This is a genomic window from Psychromonas aquimarina ATCC BAA-1526 (genome assembly GCF_000428725.1).
Lineage (GTDB): Bacteria > Pseudomonadota > Gammaproteobacteria > Enterobacterales > Psychromonadaceae > Psychromonas > Psychromonas aquimarina.
Window position 1 is genome coordinate 1 of record NZ_AUAM01000059.1, and the last position, 15218, is coordinate 15218.

17 protein-coding genes are annotated in these 15218 nt (G+C 45.2%); 14 read left to right on the forward strand and 3 right to left on the reverse strand.

What is annotated here, in order from left to right; all coding sequences use genetic code 11:
- On the reverse strand, window positions 1–232 hold a 232-nt coding region (locus G337_RS28930), incomplete at its 3' end, for a transposase-like zinc-binding domain-containing protein (protein ID WP_425414439.1).
- 295 nt (window positions 233–527) lie between these two features.
- Between G337_RS28930 and G337_RS0117105 the strand changes: the two genes are divergently transcribed.
- Window positions 528–1148: a histidine phosphatase family protein gene (locus G337_RS0117105; RefSeq protein WP_028864982.1), complete on the forward strand. Its 621-nt coding sequence runs from the start codon at window positions 528–530 to the stop codon at window positions 1146–1148.
- Between the two features lie 108 nt (window positions 1149–1256).
- On the opposite strand, the gene G337_RS0117110 is transcribed toward G337_RS0117105, so the two are convergent.
- Window positions 1257–1985, reverse strand: coding sequence for an oligogalacturonate-specific porin KdgM family protein (locus G337_RS0117110; RefSeq protein ID WP_028864983.1), 729 nt, complete (start codon window positions 1983–1985; stop codon window positions 1257–1259).
- 89 nt (window positions 1986–2074) lie between these two features.
- Window positions 2075–3637 (reverse strand): sulfatase family protein, encoded by a 1563-nt coding sequence (locus tag G337_RS0117115; protein ID WP_028864984.1) that lies wholly within the window; start codon window positions 3635–3637, stop codon window positions 2075–2077.
- A gap of 426 nt (window positions 3638–4063) precedes the next feature.
- On the opposite strand from G337_RS0117115, the gene agaR reads away from it, so the two are divergent.
- The 13 genes from agaR to G337_RS0117180 form a co-directional block, all read left to right on the forward strand.
- Window positions 4064–4837 carry a transcriptional repressor AgaR gene (agaR, locus tag G337_RS0117120; protein ID WP_028864985.1) on the forward strand — a complete coding sequence of 258 codons (774 nt, stop codon included), beginning with the start codon at window positions 4064–4066 and terminating at the stop codon, window positions 4835–4837.
- Window positions 4838–4886: 49 nt separating this feature from the next.
- The gene (kbaZ, locus tag G337_RS0117125) at window positions 4887–6173 is read left to right on the forward strand and encodes a tagatose-bisphosphate aldolase subunit KbaZ (RefSeq protein ID WP_028864986.1); all 1287 of its coding nucleotides are present in this window, start codon (window positions 4887–4889) and stop codon (window positions 6171–6173) included.
- 9 nt (window positions 6174–6182) lie between these two features.
- Entirely contained in the window at window positions 6183–7346 is a 1164-nt protein-coding gene (locus G337_RS0117130) for an SIS domain-containing protein (RefSeq protein WP_028864987.1), read from the forward strand.
- A gap of 32 nt (window positions 7347–7378) precedes the next feature.
- A complete protein-coding gene (agaV, locus tag G337_RS0117135; RefSeq protein WP_028864988.1) occupies window positions 7379–7879 on the forward strand; it encodes a PTS N-acetylgalactosamine transporter subunit IIB in 501 nt (166 codons plus the stop codon).
- A gap of 37 nt (window positions 7880–7916) precedes the next feature.
- A complete protein-coding gene (gene agaW / locus G337_RS0117140) occupies window positions 7917–8687 on the forward strand; it encodes a PTS N-acetylgalactosamine transporter subunit IIC (RefSeq protein WP_028864989.1) in 771 nt (256 codons plus the stop codon).
- Window positions 8677–9585 carry a PTS system mannose/fructose/sorbose family transporter subunit IID gene (locus G337_RS0117145; RefSeq protein ID WP_051303344.1) on the forward strand — a complete coding sequence of 303 codons (909 nt, stop codon included), beginning with the start codon at window positions 8677–8679 and terminating at the stop codon, window positions 9583–9585. The genes agaW and G337_RS0117145 overlap by 11 nt, the downstream gene beginning before the upstream one ends.
- 61 nt (window positions 9586–9646) lie before the next feature.
- A complete protein-coding gene (gene agaF / locus G337_RS0117150) occupies window positions 9647–10096 on the forward strand; it encodes a PTS galactosamine/N-acetylgalactosamine transporter subunit IIA (RefSeq protein ID WP_028864991.1) in 450 nt (149 codons plus the stop codon).
- 2 nt (window positions 10097–10098) lie between these two features.
- Window positions 10099–11247: an N-acetylglucosamine-6-phosphate deacetylase gene (nagA, locus tag G337_RS0117155; RefSeq protein WP_028864992.1), complete on the forward strand. Its 1149-nt coding sequence runs from the start codon at window positions 10099–10101 to the stop codon at window positions 11245–11247.
- A gap of 44 nt (window positions 11248–11291) precedes the next feature.
- Window positions 11292–12122 (forward strand): 5-dehydro-4-deoxy-D-glucuronate isomerase, encoded by an 831-nt coding sequence (kduI, locus tag G337_RS0117160; protein WP_028864993.1) that lies wholly within the window; start codon window positions 11292–11294, stop codon window positions 12120–12122.
- Window positions 12123–12188: 66 nt separating this feature from the next.
- The gene (gene kduD / locus G337_RS0117165) at window positions 12189–12950 is read left to right on the forward strand and encodes a 2-dehydro-3-deoxy-D-gluconate 5-dehydrogenase KduD (RefSeq protein WP_211235819.1); all 762 of its coding nucleotides are present in this window, start codon (window positions 12189–12191) and stop codon (window positions 12948–12950) included.
- Window positions 12951–12962: 12 nt separating this feature from the next.
- Window positions 12963–14045, forward strand: a complete 1083-nt coding sequence (locus G337_RS0117170) for a glycoside hydrolase family 88/105 protein (protein WP_028864995.1) — start codon at window positions 12963–12965, stop codon at window positions 14043–14045.
- A gap of 63 nt (window positions 14046–14108) precedes the next feature.
- Window positions 14109–14918 carry a Cof-type HAD-IIB family hydrolase gene (locus G337_RS0117175; protein ID WP_028864996.1) on the forward strand — a complete coding sequence of 270 codons (810 nt, stop codon included), beginning with the start codon at window positions 14109–14111 and terminating at the stop codon, window positions 14916–14918.
- Between the two features lie 118 nt (window positions 14919–15036).
- Window positions 15037–15218: transposase (locus G337_RS0117180; protein WP_028864194.1), on the forward strand; the 182-nt coding region annotated here is incomplete at its 3' end.

The following is a 15218-nucleotide window of genomic DNA, read 5'->3' on the forward strand; positions in this document are numbered from 1 at the left end:
TGCATGTCTTTAGGCAGCAAGCACATCGATATCTTGGTAGGCCATGACTTGATCCCCAAGGTCTTAAACTAGTTGACTCACAATGTGGGCACTTGCGTAAAGTCGCCTTAATAGTTAACACTTCTTCAGTGGAGGTCTCACAATCATCAAGGGTATGATGAAGACGCTGTCGCTGACTGGGGGATAACTGTTTAAGCTGTTGTAAGAAAGGGATAAATTGTTGTTCATTCATGAGTGTAACCCGGTATCGTTATTCACACATGTATTAAGTATGGTAGATCTACAACAGCTAACTAAGACATAGCCTTTTTTATGCTTAAGTCAGAAGCTTGAACGCCTGTGAAAAACTCTGTTTATTAAATCTATTTTTTTCTAAAAATTTACCTTTCTCGCGCTGCTGAATTAAGCTATTCAAGCCCTTATCCTGTATAATTTCAGCTCATTATTTAGATTAATGGAGAGGCAGTTTTTAAGGCCGCCAACCCTTAGTTTATTTTCATTTTAATGTTGATTTATAAGGTTATTTGATGACTACTCTTTATTTTATGCGCCATGCTGAAAGTGAAGCAAACCTCTCTGATATTTTAGCTTCACAATTAGATTTTCCTCTAACTGAAAAAGGCAAAAAGGATGCTGCTCAGATAGCTGAAGAAGTGCTGCAGTTTCACCCGATAGATCATATTATCAGCTCGCCTCTTATACGTGCTAAACAGACTGCGGCGCCTTTTGAAAAACTGTTCGCTTTAACTGCTGATACAGACTCTCGGGTTATTGAACAGGATCTTGGAAAATATGCCGGCAAAACTTATGCGCAGCTGGATGATGAGCCTGACTACTGCCACGATAGAAGTTTACGCTGGAAGTGGGTGCCGGAGGGAGAAGGGGAGTCCTATGAAATGATCGCGGATCGCCTGCAGCCTTTCTTTGATAAAATGTTCGACCAGAAACATGAGCATATATTAATTATTACCCATGCTGTGACCCTGCGTATGGTTAAATCAATTTTACTGAATATTCTGCCTGAATATCCGCGCGAGATTGCTCATAATGGTGAGATCTGGCAGGTGAAATTAGGTAAAAAAGGCGATGTTCATGAAATCAAATCGCATTTTTACGGAGAAAGTAAGTCAGCGGTGAGCAGAGCTTAAACCACTGATTTAAGCATCTGCACGGAATCAGATGTTTAATTCTCTTTCTGCAGATAAAAAAAGCCCCGTTATGGTTTAACCATAACGGGGCTTTTAATTTTTTACATCTTACCAGGTATATTTAATACCAACGCGGTAGCGCAGCTGACGTTCATCAGTGTAATTATTCACGCTTACATCACCAATTTCTATAAACGGACGCCATGTTGTACCGTCTGTGGTGTTGATTGAATACATAAAACGGACATTATTCAGGTAGTTTGTTGACCCGTTGTCAAACTGAGCCTTGGCATTATCTTCCATCTCTTTCCAGTAGTTGAATTCATACTGGAAATCCCAGTTTCCGGTTTTATATCCAAGCCATGCATCACCCTGCTGGATTTTTGAATGGTAAGACTGACCGTCTGTTCCTGTCTGGCTGTAATCCCATAGTTTCCATTTATATCGACCCTGCACACGGAAGCCGTTATCAAACGCATAGTTCAAGCGAACGTAAGGAACATAAACCAGGCCGTCTGGATTATAGTCAAGAGAAGCACCAACCAGACCAACGGTATTGTCATTAAGTTTATCGTAATAGAAAATTGATAATTCAGAACCGTTCATGGTCATAGAATTAAACATTTCATCTTCGCCGTCATTGTTATAACGCGCATCCAGCTCAAAACCGATATTCTTGCCGGTATCGATAAATGCTTTTACACGATCTGAATGTTTGTTGACGCCGTCACGATATTCATGGCGGTACTCAATGGTTGTTTTGTAGTCATTGGCGGCCGCATATCCAGCTGCAGCCAGCAGTGCCGAGGAGATAACAACTTTACTGATAGTGTTCATAATAATCCTTAGTTTTTTATATTTAGTTATATGTAGTTATATTTAAATTAGCCGCAGTCTAGCGGCTAAAGTGGTGGAGCAGACTTTTATCAGGTATAAGCATTTAACACATGTTCAGGCACTTCCGTCGGGCGCCATGGATCACCGGTATGCTCAAGCCAGGGCAGTAGTTCTTCCTCAATAAGTTTGTTTATTAAGATCTCATTCTGCTCTGCTATATTCTGCATCTGGTAGGGATCGGCCTGGTTGTCATGTAGAACATAAGTCAGCGGTTTACCGATTTTGCGGTCAATCGACAGCGTGTAGTGATCGGTGCGTATACCGCGGCGGCCGTATGATTGAGCACCGTAGGGCATAAATGTGTACAGCTGCGATGTCGGCGCTTTATCGCCGCTTAACCCCTGAACGGTTCGTGCAAAATTAGCGCCTTCAACGGTATCTGGAATTAAATCGGCCATGCCCATTAAACCAAATAGGGTCGGATAGATATCCGGCGCCGAGAAGAGCAGATCATCCTGCTTGGCAGATAATTTACCCGGCCAGCGGAAGATCATCGGAATACGCATTGACTCTTCATAATGAATGTTTTTTGTCGGCATGCCGTTTGAACCCATGCTGCAGCCGTGATCCGAGAAGAAAACAACCAGAGTATCTTCACTTAGGTTTAAACGGTCCAGCTCGTCAATAATACGGCCGAACTGTTCATCGACACCGTTGACCATAGCCATATACTCTTTAAAATATTTTGGTCCGTAACCTTCCTGATAATCAATGTCCCACTGCACATTCGGGCGGGTATTCAGGCTTTTTGAGGTTTCACCTGCAAAGCGGTCTAAGTACTTCTGTGGTACCTGATCATAAGGTGAGTGCGGCGGATTCATTGAAATCACTAAAGTGAAAGGTTTTTCACTGTCTCTGAATTTTCCGTCGGTATTGCGTAGATAATCGATAGCGACATCTGCTTCGTGCTCCGGACTCCAGCGGTCGATCTGTAAAGGTTTGTCTCGTGGTGTTTCATTGGTCCAGTAGATAGGTTTCAAGTGCAGATCATAGGTGCCGTATGCATGCCAGAAATCAAAACCATGGCGGCGGTCCGGTGCTGTCCAGTCGTTCCAGAAGCGTCCTTCCATGGGGTTGTTGTAGCTTGGTACAAAAGGTGTTTCCGGCGTATCGAGATGCCATTTGCCGATATAACCCATGCTGTAGCCCTGCTCTTTAAGGATATCAGACCAGGTGGTGGTATCTTTTTTCAGCTCAATACCAAAGTCTTTACCGCCGAACTGTCCCGCATCTGCAGTATGGCTGTTACCCTGAATACCGTTACGGTAAGGGTATTGACCTGTCATTAACATACCGCGGAAAGGGGTACATAACGGGAAATTGGAAACAGCCTGCTTCAGTACCACACTCTGCGCTGCAAATTTATTAATATTCGGAGTCAGGGAAGGATCTTCATTCATAAAGCCTAATGACTGGGTGCGCATCTCATCGGGAAAGATAATTAACAGGTTAGGTTTTTTGCCCGGTGCTTCACTATTTTCACTGGTTTTTCCGGCCGCTGTAGATGTAGAGCATCCGGCGGTTAAAGAAGCAGCTGCAAATGCACTGGTGGCAGCCATTCCTTTCAGCATATCTCGACGGGTTATTGACATGTTCAACTCCATAAATGAAACGTTTAGAAACTAAATGAAAGACTGGTGTTTTGGATATCTACCTGTTCTAAGGGGGAGAATATCTTTACTGTCTTCCGAACTCTTACGTATCGTAAGTTATCGAAGGTAAAATAGCTGTGTAATCGATCACAAAAAAGATAATGAAGCTTGTTGAAAGGTTTTCTCTTGTGTTTTTGTGTTTTGCGAAAGATTTTATGTAAATTTTTGTTTCACATTAGGTGAAATGACTTTATCAGGATATAATGCAAGCTAATGTGTAAGTATGCGTAAGTTTTGGTGCGATTTAACGAAAGATTGTGAAAGCGATCAAAGTTTCAATCTTACGTATTGCTACTTTTATTTTTAAGTGTAAGCTGTATTCGAAATTAAACGAAAGCAGTTTCATTGAGTTTGTAAGGAAACGAAGTGAAAAGTGCTATAGAAAGGCGTATGGAAATCGTCAACATGGTTAACCAGAATGGTAAAGCGCGTGTTGAGGACCTAGCCGAAAAATTTAATGTATCGAGTGTCACTATTCGCAGTGACCTGAGTTTTCTGGAAAAGAACGGCTATGTGATTCGCTCTCATGGTGCGGCAATTCCGAATTCAGGGGTAATCGCTGAGCTGACTGTTCAAGAGAAGCGCCGCCAGAATGCGGGGGTTAAATCTTTTATCGCTCAGGCGGCTGCCAAGCTGATTAACAATGGTGACACAGTTATTCTGGATTCTGGAACAACTACACGAGAAATCGCTTCCAGCTTGAAAAACCTGGAAAACGTAGTGGTAATGACCAGTGGTCTGGATGTAGCAATGGAGTTGGTATCGGCACCAGGTGTAGATGTGCTGATGTCAGGCGGAGTGCTTCGTAAGAATGCACTCTCTTTTTCCGGCTCACAAGCTGAAGCCAGCCTGAAGAATTATCGTTTTGATAAAGTCTTTTTAGGTGTTGACGGTTTTGATTTGAGAGCAGGTATCACCACACATAACGAGCAGGAAGCAAGTCTTAACCGGTTAATGTGTGATGTTTCTGAACAGGTTATTGCAGTTACCGATTCAACCAAATTTGGTCGACGCAGCTGCCATATGATTAGAGAGTTCGGAAATATTGATATCTTAGTAACTGACGCGAATATTCCGGAAGACTATTTACAAAGTCTTCGTGAGATGAAAGTTGAAGTTATTATTGTAGAAGAAGACTGATTAACTAACTCCACTGCCGCATTGTAAATGTTTACTGTGGAGTTAGTATATGAACACCCTTCAAAAATTAGTACAGCGCAATAAAGCAGGCGAAAAGAATGGTATTTATTCTGTCTGCTCAGCTCACCCTCTTGTTATTGAAGCCGCGCTGAAGCAGGCTTTAAATGACCAGTCACTATTACTGATCGAAGCGACCTCTAACCAGGTGGATCAGTTCGGCGGTTATACTGGAATGAAACCAGTTGACTTTAAAGAGTTTGTTTTACAACTTGCCGCAACAGTGCAGTTTCCAGCAGAAAATCTTATTTTAGGCGGCGACCATCTCGGACCTAACCGCTGGCAGAACCTTGCAGCTGATGAAGCGATGGATAAGGCAGATGATCTTATCGCCGCTTATGTTGAAGCCGGATTTACCAAGATTCACCTCGACTGCAGCATGTCCTGTGCTGATGATCCTGTTCCTCTTTGTGATGATATTGTTGCCCAGCGTGCCGCTCGTTTAGCCGGTATTGCCGAAAAAACCGCAGTTAAAGCATTCGGCAGCAGCGACCTGGTTTATGTTATTGGTACTGAAGTACCTGTTCCCGGCGGTGCGGCTGAAGAGCTTGAAGAGCTTGAAGTTACCTCTCCAGAAGCTGCTCATAAAACCATTAACTGTCATAAACAGGCTTTTGAAAAAGCCGGCGTCGGTGCCTGCTGGCCTCGTGTTATCGGTTTAGTTGTACAGCCTGGTGTTGAATTTGATCACACCGGTATTATTGATTTTAAACCTGAAAAAGCGCAGAAACTCAGTGAAGTTGTGAATGATTACGACAACCTGATTTTTGAAGCTCATTCAACTGACTACCAGACAGACGGTGCTTATAAAGCACTGGTTGAAGGGCATTTTGCCATCTTAAAAGTCGGCCCGGCGTTAACTTTTGCGATGCGTGAGGCACTTTATAATCTGGCTGATGTAGAAGAGCAGATTATTGCCAAAGCACACTGTTCAAACTTTAAAGACATTATTGAAGAGCAGATGTGTGCCGCCCCGGGTTACTGGGAAAAATACTACCAGGGCAGTGAATCTCAACAGCGTTTTGCACGCAGCTACAGCTTTAGTGACCGTATTCGTTATTACTGGCCTGAGCAGTCTATCCAGAATGCTCAAGACAAGCTGTTCACTAACTTATCCCGTACCGGTATCTCTCTGCCGTTATTAAACCAGTATTTACCTATCCAGTTTAAAGGTGTTAGGGAAGGAGCTGTACAGGCAGATCCGAAATCTCTGGTATTAGACAGCATTCAAGAAGTATTACGCAGTTACGCAAGCGCATGTCAGCAAAGTAAAGGTTAAAAGAAGATTATGAATCAGTATTTAGGTTATTCAGAAAAAGAGTTAGAAAATTTAAAGGCATTCTGGACTGCGAAAGAGATTGAACAGCAGCCGTCATGCTGGAAAAAAACGCAGGCAATTGTTGAAAACAGACAAGCCGATATTCAGCCTTTTATGGACAAGGTATTTGCCCATAAAGATCTGCGTATAGTGATGACCGGGGCCGGTACTTCGGCATTTGCCGGACAGGCGCTGGCGCCGTCATTAGCAAAAGACAGCGGTCGTCGTATTGAAGCGGTTGCATCTACGGATATCGTTTCTAATCCGGATCAGTATTTTGCTGAAGATCTGCCGACGCTGCTGGTCTCCTTTGCCCGTTCAGGCAACAGTCCGGAAAGTGTGGCGGCTGTTGAACTGGCCGATCAGTGTCTGACTAATTGTTATCACCTGTTTTTAACCTGTAATAACGAAGGTCAGCTTTACAAAAGCAGCGCTAATAACAGTAAAGCATTAGCATTATTAATGCCTGAAGAAACGAATGATAAGTCATTTGCAATGACATCAAGTTTTTCTTCAATGATGGTGGCTGCTATTTCGCTGTTATCCGGGCAGACGGATTTCAGTGAAAAAGTTAATCTTTTCAGCAGCGTATCAGATGCGCTGATTCAGCAGGTTAACAGCTGTATTGCGGATATCGCAGCCAGTGACTATGAGCGTGTTATCTATCTGGGAAGCGGCGGTCTGCAGGGCCTGGCTCAGGAGTGTGCACTGAAACTATTAGAATTAACTGCAGGTGAAGTGGTTGCCTGTTTTGATTCTCCGCTGGGGTTCCGTCACGGGCCGAAATCAATTGTAAACAGTAAAACATTAATCGTTGTCTTTATTTCCAACGATGCTTACACACGCAAGTACGATCTGGATCTGTTAAAAGAGCTGCGTAAAGATCAGACAGCCGGCAAAGTTATCGCCATTACTGCTCAGTCTGACCAGGCGGTAACGGACGGAGATCATATATATATTCCCGATATGAGAAGCGTTTCTGATACTGAGTTATTATTCCCTTATATGTTTTTCGCTCAGATATATGCATTTCATAGAGCTGTAGCACTGAAAAATTCACCCGATAACCCTTGTCCGAGCGGCGAAGTTAACCGAGTTGTACAAGGCGTGACCATCCACCCGTTTAATTGTTAATCATTAAATAATAACTGATAGGTAGAACTACTATGACAGCACCTAATATTGTTTGGACCCGTATTGATGAACGTCTATTACATGGACAAATCCGTATCACCTGGGGTAAGCAGACAGAAGCTAATCTTATTCTGGTAGCAAATGACGACGCGGCGGAAGGGCCCAGCGCGGCATTTATGCAGGCGGGAATGAAAGCCTCTGCCGGCGGTGAGTACGCTGTACGCTTTTTCTCAATACAGAAAACCATTGACGTGATCAGCAAAGCGTCTCCTAAACAGAAAATTTTTATCTTATGCAACAGCCCGGAAGATGTTGCCCGACTGGTGGAAGGCGGCGTGCCGATTACCCATTGTAATGTCGGCAATATGCACTTCCATGAAGGTAAAAAGCAGATTACTAAAACGGTATCGGTAGATGAAAGTGACCTTAATGCCTTTGAGCGTATGGTTAAGCTCGGCGTGACCTGCACTATTCAGAATACACCGGATCAAAAACCTGTTGATGTATTAGAGCAGGCAATGGCTTCGGCGTAAGCCCGGCCTAATTTAACTTAAATAAAAGGAATAGAGCATGTTATATGAAGCTTTACTGGTCGCTCTCTGGGCCTTCTTCTGTGGTATCGATAAGTACGATGTCGCGTTAAATATTCACCGTCCGTTAATTACCGGTCCGGTTATCGGCCTGATTATGGGTGATATGCAGATCGGCCTGATTGCCGGCGCAACACTTGAGTTAGCCTGGTTAGGTCTAGTGCCTAACGCCGGTGCTCAGCCGCCTGATGTTACCCTGGGTACAATCGCTGCTGTTGCTTTTGCTGTAATGACAGGTCAGTCGCCTGAAGTGGCAATGGGTGTTGGTATGCCGATCGCCGTTATTATGCAGATGCTGGTTATCGGTTTCTTCGCAATGACTGCCTTCACTATGGGTAAAGCGGATGATTATGCGGATAAGGGGGACTCGAGGGGCATTGATAATCTTCTCTATGCCACCATCAGCCTGCGTGCGGCCTTATATGCAGTTGTAGCTTTCTTCACTGTTTACTTTGGTGAACACGGCGCGGCCTGGATTGATGAAAATGCTCCGACAGTACTGTTAGAAGGTCTGGGTATCGGCGCGAGAATGGTACCGGCAATTGGTTTTGCTATGCTGCTTAAAATCATGTGGTCAAAAGAAGTGGCGGGTGTGTTCTTTATCGGTTTTGTAATGACAACTTATCTGAAACTTCCAATTATGGCAGTTGCAATTATCGGCGCGTCACTAGCCGCATTGTACTTCTTCTTTAGTGGCTCAAATGACAATTCAAACAATCAAAAAGTAGAGGAATTTGAAGATGGGATCTAACAGCGCAGCCGGTACTTTACCGAACGACATCGGCATGACGGCCGATACTGAAAATAAACAAGTGTTAACTGACGGTATTGATGCATACCAGGATACAGAAGTGCGTCAGGTTATTACCAAAAAAGATCTGTGGTGGTGTGCCATCCGCGGTTTATTTATGGAAGGTAACTTTAACTTTGAACGTATGCAGGCCGGTGGTTTTGCATATTCAATTATCCCGGCGCTGAAGCGTATTCACGGCAACAACAAACGTGATTTCGCCACTGCATTGAAGAACCATTTACAGTTCTTTAATGCCAGCCCGAAACTGTTTACCTTCCTGCTGGGCACAGCAGTAGCAATGGAAGAAAACAAAGAGCAGCCGTCGACTATCAATGTAATGAAAGTTGCCGGAATGGGGCCGACAGGCGGTATCGGTGATGCTATCGATCATATGACGCTGATGCCGTTAACCCTGGCTCTCGGTGCGTCCATTGCCATTGAAGGGTCGATTGCCGGACCGTTTGTTTTCTTCATCTTATACCAGACAGTACATTTTCTGGTGTATTTCGCCCTGATGTTTATGGGTTATAAAGCGGGTACTAACGCCATGGTAAGTATGGCTGACTCGACGGAGAAAATGGCTAAAGCCGCCAATATAATGGGTATCTTTGTTATCGGGGCCCTGTCGGCCACCTTTATCCGGGTGCAGACAACCTTGTCTGTCGAGCTGGGCGGGGCGGTTGTTGAACTGCAGACGGCACTGTTTGACAAGATCATGCCCAACCTGCTGCCGCTGGCACTGGTGTTCTTGATGCTGAAAATGGTGAAAGGCACAGGGTTCTGGGCTAAACCGCCGGTATTGATTTTCGCCACCTTAGCGGGTGGTGTTATCGGACATTTCCTAGGCATCTTATAAGCCGCTTTTTATAACATATTAAAGGGGAAGGAGACTTCCCCTCATTTTTAAGGATTTCCCCATGATAGGTATTGTTGTTTCAGGACATCTTAATTTTGCGTCCGGTATGCAGTCGGCTGTAAAGGCGATTACCGGCGAACAGGAGCAGATGGCTTATATTGATTTCGTTGAATCTATGTCAACGGATCAGCTGGAAGCGCAGTTACGTCAGGCTGCTAAAGAGGTTGATTCCGGAGACGGTGTTTTATTCTTAGTAGATGTGCCGGGCGGTTCACCTTCGAACCGTGCTTCAGCTATTTTGATGGATACAGAAAATGTTGAGCTGATTGCCGGTGCCAACCTGCCGATGATCGCCAATGCGGCTTTTGAACGTGACGGCGCCAGCCTGAAAGAGCTTGTTGAGGTGCTGCTGGATATCGGCACTTCCTGTATACAGGATATGCGTGTCGAGCTGCAGAAAATGATGGCTGCTGAGCCGCAACTTGAACTTGAATGTGAAGACGGACTATAAATATGCGTTATGCCTTAATTGCTGATCGAGTTTTTACTGCAGCTGGAATTGAAAAGAATACTGCCGTGGTAGTTGAAAACGGCAAAATTACAGCTGTTACTGAAGATATTCCTACTGACTGCGAGCTGATCCGACTTGAAGGTTTATCTCTATTACCCGGATTTATTGATATTCATATCCATGGCCGACATGGTGCTGATGTGATGGATGCATCGCAGCCGGCCCTGCAGAATATTGCCGATGCGCTGCCTGAAACAGGTGTTGTCGGCTGGGTTGGTACTACGGTAACCGCTCCGTGGCAGGATATTTTAGATTCTTTAGCTGCCGTACGCAGTTTTACCCGAAAAGAACAGACTCAGGGCGCACAGCTGCTGGGCAGTTTTTTAGAAGGTCCCTATTTTACAGAGCCTCACCGAGGTTCACATCCTCCAGCTTATTTGAAATCACCAACGATTCCCGAGCTGGTGGAATTAAAAGAGGCCGCCGGAAGTTCTTTGATCCGGGCTGCGGTTGCACCGGAAGGCAAAGGTGCCATGGAGGCTGTCCGCTGGCTGACAGAAAACGGCATAAAAACCTCTGTAGCCCACACCGATGCAACTTTTGATCAGGTAACAGAAGCCTTTCATCTTGGTGCTGACTGCGGTGTGCATCTATTTAACGGCATGAGCGGACTGCATCATCGTCAGCCGGGCTGCTGCGGTGCGGTTTTATATCACGATATGTTAGCCGAGCTGATTGCTGACGGTATTCATGTTAATCCGGTCATGATGCAGCTGGCTTACCGTATGAAAGGCTACCAGGGCATTGCACTAATTACCGACTGTATGCGTGCCGGCGGATTAGCCGACGGTGATTATCAGCTTGGTGCTCAGGTTATTACAGTAACAAACGGTGAAGCGCGCAGTCCCTGCGGCTCTTTAGCAGGCAGTACCTGCAGTCTGGATCAGGCACTGCGTAATATGGTTTTTAAAAGTGATGTTCCCGAGTGGGAAGCGGTGCAGATGGCATCGGCTGTTCCTGCTGAATATCTGGGCATTGAGCATCGCCTGGGCAGTATAGCCCCGGGGTTAGATGCAAGTTTTACCATTATGAATAATGAACTGCAGGTGCAGGGCACAATTATTAACGGCAAGTGGGAATATAAAAAATAAATTCCACAGTTTGATAACAAATTAAATAAAGTTAAGAGGTAAAGATGGAAATTCGTCAGCCGATTCATAGCGACCACGCTAAACAGTTAGATACTGCCGGGTTACGCGAGCAGTTCCTGATTGAAGATATGTTTCAGGAAGGTCAGATCAATCTGACTTACAGCCATATTGACCGCATTATTGTTGGTGGTGTTGTACCAACAACAGCCGCTGTAGATTTTCAAGGCGGTAAAGAGATCGGTGTTGATTTCTTTCTGCAGCGCAGAGAATTAGGGGCTATCAACATCGGTGAAGCAGGTATTGTTACTGTTGACGGTGAAAAATTTGAGGTAGCAGCCCGTGAAGCGGTTTATGTGGGCATGGGGGCTCAAGAGATTAGTTTTGCCAGTGTTGATGCCGATAAACCTGCGCGTTTTTACTTGAACTGTGCACCGGCACATCATGCTTACCCGACGCGTAAAATTACCCGTGAGGAAGCTTCACCGGAAAAAATCGGTAATCAGGAAAACTGTAATGTTCGTACCATTTATAAATATCTGCATCCGTCGGTACTGCCGACTTGTCAGCTGTTAATGGGCATGACCGAATTAGCACCGGGCAGTCTGTGGAATACCATGCCTTGCCATACCCATGAACGCCGTATGGAAGTGTATCTGTACTTTGATATGAAAGACGAAAATATCGCATTTCACTATATGGGCGAGCCAAGTGAAACCCGCCATATTGTAGTGCGCAATGAGCAGGCCGTGATCAGCCCTAGCTGGTCTATTCATTCCGGTGTCGGAACTGCCTCTTATACCTTTATCTGGGGAATGGTCGGTGAAAACCAGACTTTCCACGATATGGATCATGTCGCCATGAGCGATCTGAAATAAGTTTTTAATACTCCCAATTTACGGTGCCGCGGCGCTGCGGCACAGCAGTTAACTTTTTCTTAGGATATTAATATGAACAATTTTGATCTAAGCGGCAAAGTCGCCATTGTAACAGGTTGTAATACCGGTCTTGGTCAGGGCTCTGCAGTTGGTCTTGCTAAAGCGGGTGCTGATATCGTCGGTATCGGTCATATGCCTGCACCGGAAACTCAGGCTCAAATTGAAGCCTTAGGACGCAAATTTCACTATATTACTGCGAACCTGATGGTTCAGGATCAGCTTGAGAATATTGTTGCTGAGACCGTTGAAGTAATGGGACGTGTAGACATACTGGTAAATAATGCCGGTATTATCCGCCGCGAAGATTTCTTAGATTTTTCTGAGTCAAACTGGGACGACGTGATCAGCATCAACCAGAAAACCGTATTTTTCCTTTCTCAGGCTGTCGCTAAACAGTTTGTTAAACAGGGCAAGGGCGGCAAAATTATTAATATTGCTTCTATGCTGTCTTTCCAGGGCGGTATCCGTGTTCCTTCTTATACAGCAAGTAAATCAGCAGTAATGGGCCTGACTCGTGCACTGGCTAATGAATTAGCACAGTATGAAGTGAATGTTAATGCTATCGCACCGGGTTATATGGCAACCGATAATACTGAAGCGCTGCGTGCCGATGAAGCGCGTAATGCCGCTATTCTTGAGCGTATTCCTGCCAACCGCTGGGGAACACCGGAAGACCTGGCTGGTCCTATTGTCTTCCTTGCATCGCCGGCAAGTGATTATGTAAATGGTTACACCATTGCCGTTGACGGCGGCTGGTTAGCACGCTAAGGAGTAATATTTATGACTTTAGGTACTAAACAAAGTGTTTTACAGCTAATGAAGCGGGTATACCGCTATCAGGCTGAAAATCAGACCCGCAGTGTGATCCGCCGCAGCGGTAAAACGCGTTTTATTAAAGATACAGACTGGGAGCGCGGTGTATTCTGGTCTTGTACTGCGGCCGCCTGGAAGGCAACGGATGACAGCGAGTATCTCGACGGTGTTATGAATTACGCACTGCATACCGGTTTTCGTACCGGTGCATTTCCGCGTTTTGCAGACGACCATGTTTGTGCCCAGGCTTATCTGGACGTCTACCCTGCAATAAACATCCCTGAAGCGTTGGAGCCGACCATTAAAGCGTTTGATATTATGCTTGATCAGCCGAAACCAGGCCATCGCGACTGGTGGTGGGTGGACTCACTGTTTATGGCACCACCTGCCTTTGCGGCTTTGTCGAAAGTGACCGGCGAGCGCAAGTATGTTGATTACATGCATACGGCGTTCTGGGATTCGATTGATCACCTTTATGATCCTGAAACGAACCTGTTTTACCGTGACTACCGTTACATGCCGACTGAGCTGGGCCAGAAGTACCGTGATGAGTTCGGTGACGGCGGGGCAGAGCTGCGCGAAGCTAACGGTGAGAAGGTGTTCTGGTCGCGCGGTATCGGCTGGATGCTGGCGGCATGCCCGCGTATTCTGGCGCGTCTGCCGGAGGATTTCGAGCAGCGCCAGCCTTATATCGACCTGTTTACAGCATTGGCGGCAGAAGTGATTAAATATCAGCAGGCAGATGGTTTCTGGCGTACCAGCTTGTTAGATCCTGATAACTTCCCTGCTCCGGAAAGCAGTGCAACGGCACTGTTCTGTTACGGTCTGGCATGGGGAATTAATAACGGCATTTTAGATAGTGATACTTATCTGCCGGTTGTTGAGTCCTCCTGGATCGCGCTGCAGACTGCAGTTCATGATAACGGCATGATGGGCTGGGTGCAGCTTCCGGCGTTTAACCCGCGTGATGTGAAGTTTGAGCACAATATTGACTACGGTGCCGGCGCATTTATGCTGGCGGCGACGGAAGTCGCTATTCTCGCCGAATAAAGATAAAAATCCCGGCTGGTCCGGGATTTTTTATTTCTGTAAAAGACTTTCTGAGAATATATTATGACATATCAAAAAGTTAAAGCTGTTGCCTCGGATCTCGACGGTACCCTGTTGACTGCCGACAATAGAATCGGCGCCTATACCCGGAAAACCTTAAGAACACTGCACCAGCAGGAAATTCATTTTATTGTTGCAACGGGACGTCACTACCTTGATGCTAAATATATTCGTGATTCAACTGCAATACCTGCTTATATGATCACCTCTAATGGTGCCCGGATTCATGATAAAAATGACCAGCTGATCTACAGGAAAGATGTTGATCCTGATGTGGTTAAAAGCATTGCGGCCATGCTTAAAGATGACAGCAGTATTACCCTTAATCTATTTACTGAGAACGCCTGGTTAGCAAGCAAAGATTATGCTGATACAGATAAGTACCATCCCGACAGTGGTTTTACTTATCAGCTTTTTGATAAAGCGGCTGCGCCGACTGAAAATGTGGCTAAATTATCAGTATCTCACCCCTGCGGTGATTATCTGGCAAAACTGGAAAAATCTATTATTAGTTCTTTTTCCGGGCGGGCAAATATTTACCTGTCAACGCCGACTAATTTAGAAGTGACCGCTGCCGGTACGTCTAAGGGCCAGGCACTGCAGATTATTGCGCAGCGCCATAAGCATAAGCTTGAGCATTACATGGCTTTTGGGGATGCGATGAACGATCTGGAGATGCTGCAGATGAGCGGTTTTGGTCTGATTATGGCGGAGGGCCAGAAACGTTTAATAAAATGTCTGCCGAATAATGAAGTGATCGGCTGCAGTGCCGATCAGGCCGTTGCTGAATATATACAAAAACACCTGTTGTAATGTTATAAGGGGCTGCTAAATATTAGAAAAAGTTAAGGGAGAAATGGTCCCCAAAAATCGGACACGATCTTAAGTGATTAATCTGTTTTAATAACTAGCATCACAGCTGGAGCAGATTATGACTAGAAAACGTAGAAACCACTCACCAGAATTTAAAGCTAAGGTTGCATTAGCGGCTGCTAAGGGAGATAAAACTTTATCTGAGTTAGCACAGCAATTTAATCTTCACACCAATCAAATTACCACCTGGAAGCAGGAGTTACTTAATAATGCCTCTTCAATTTTTGATGGGAAGTCTTC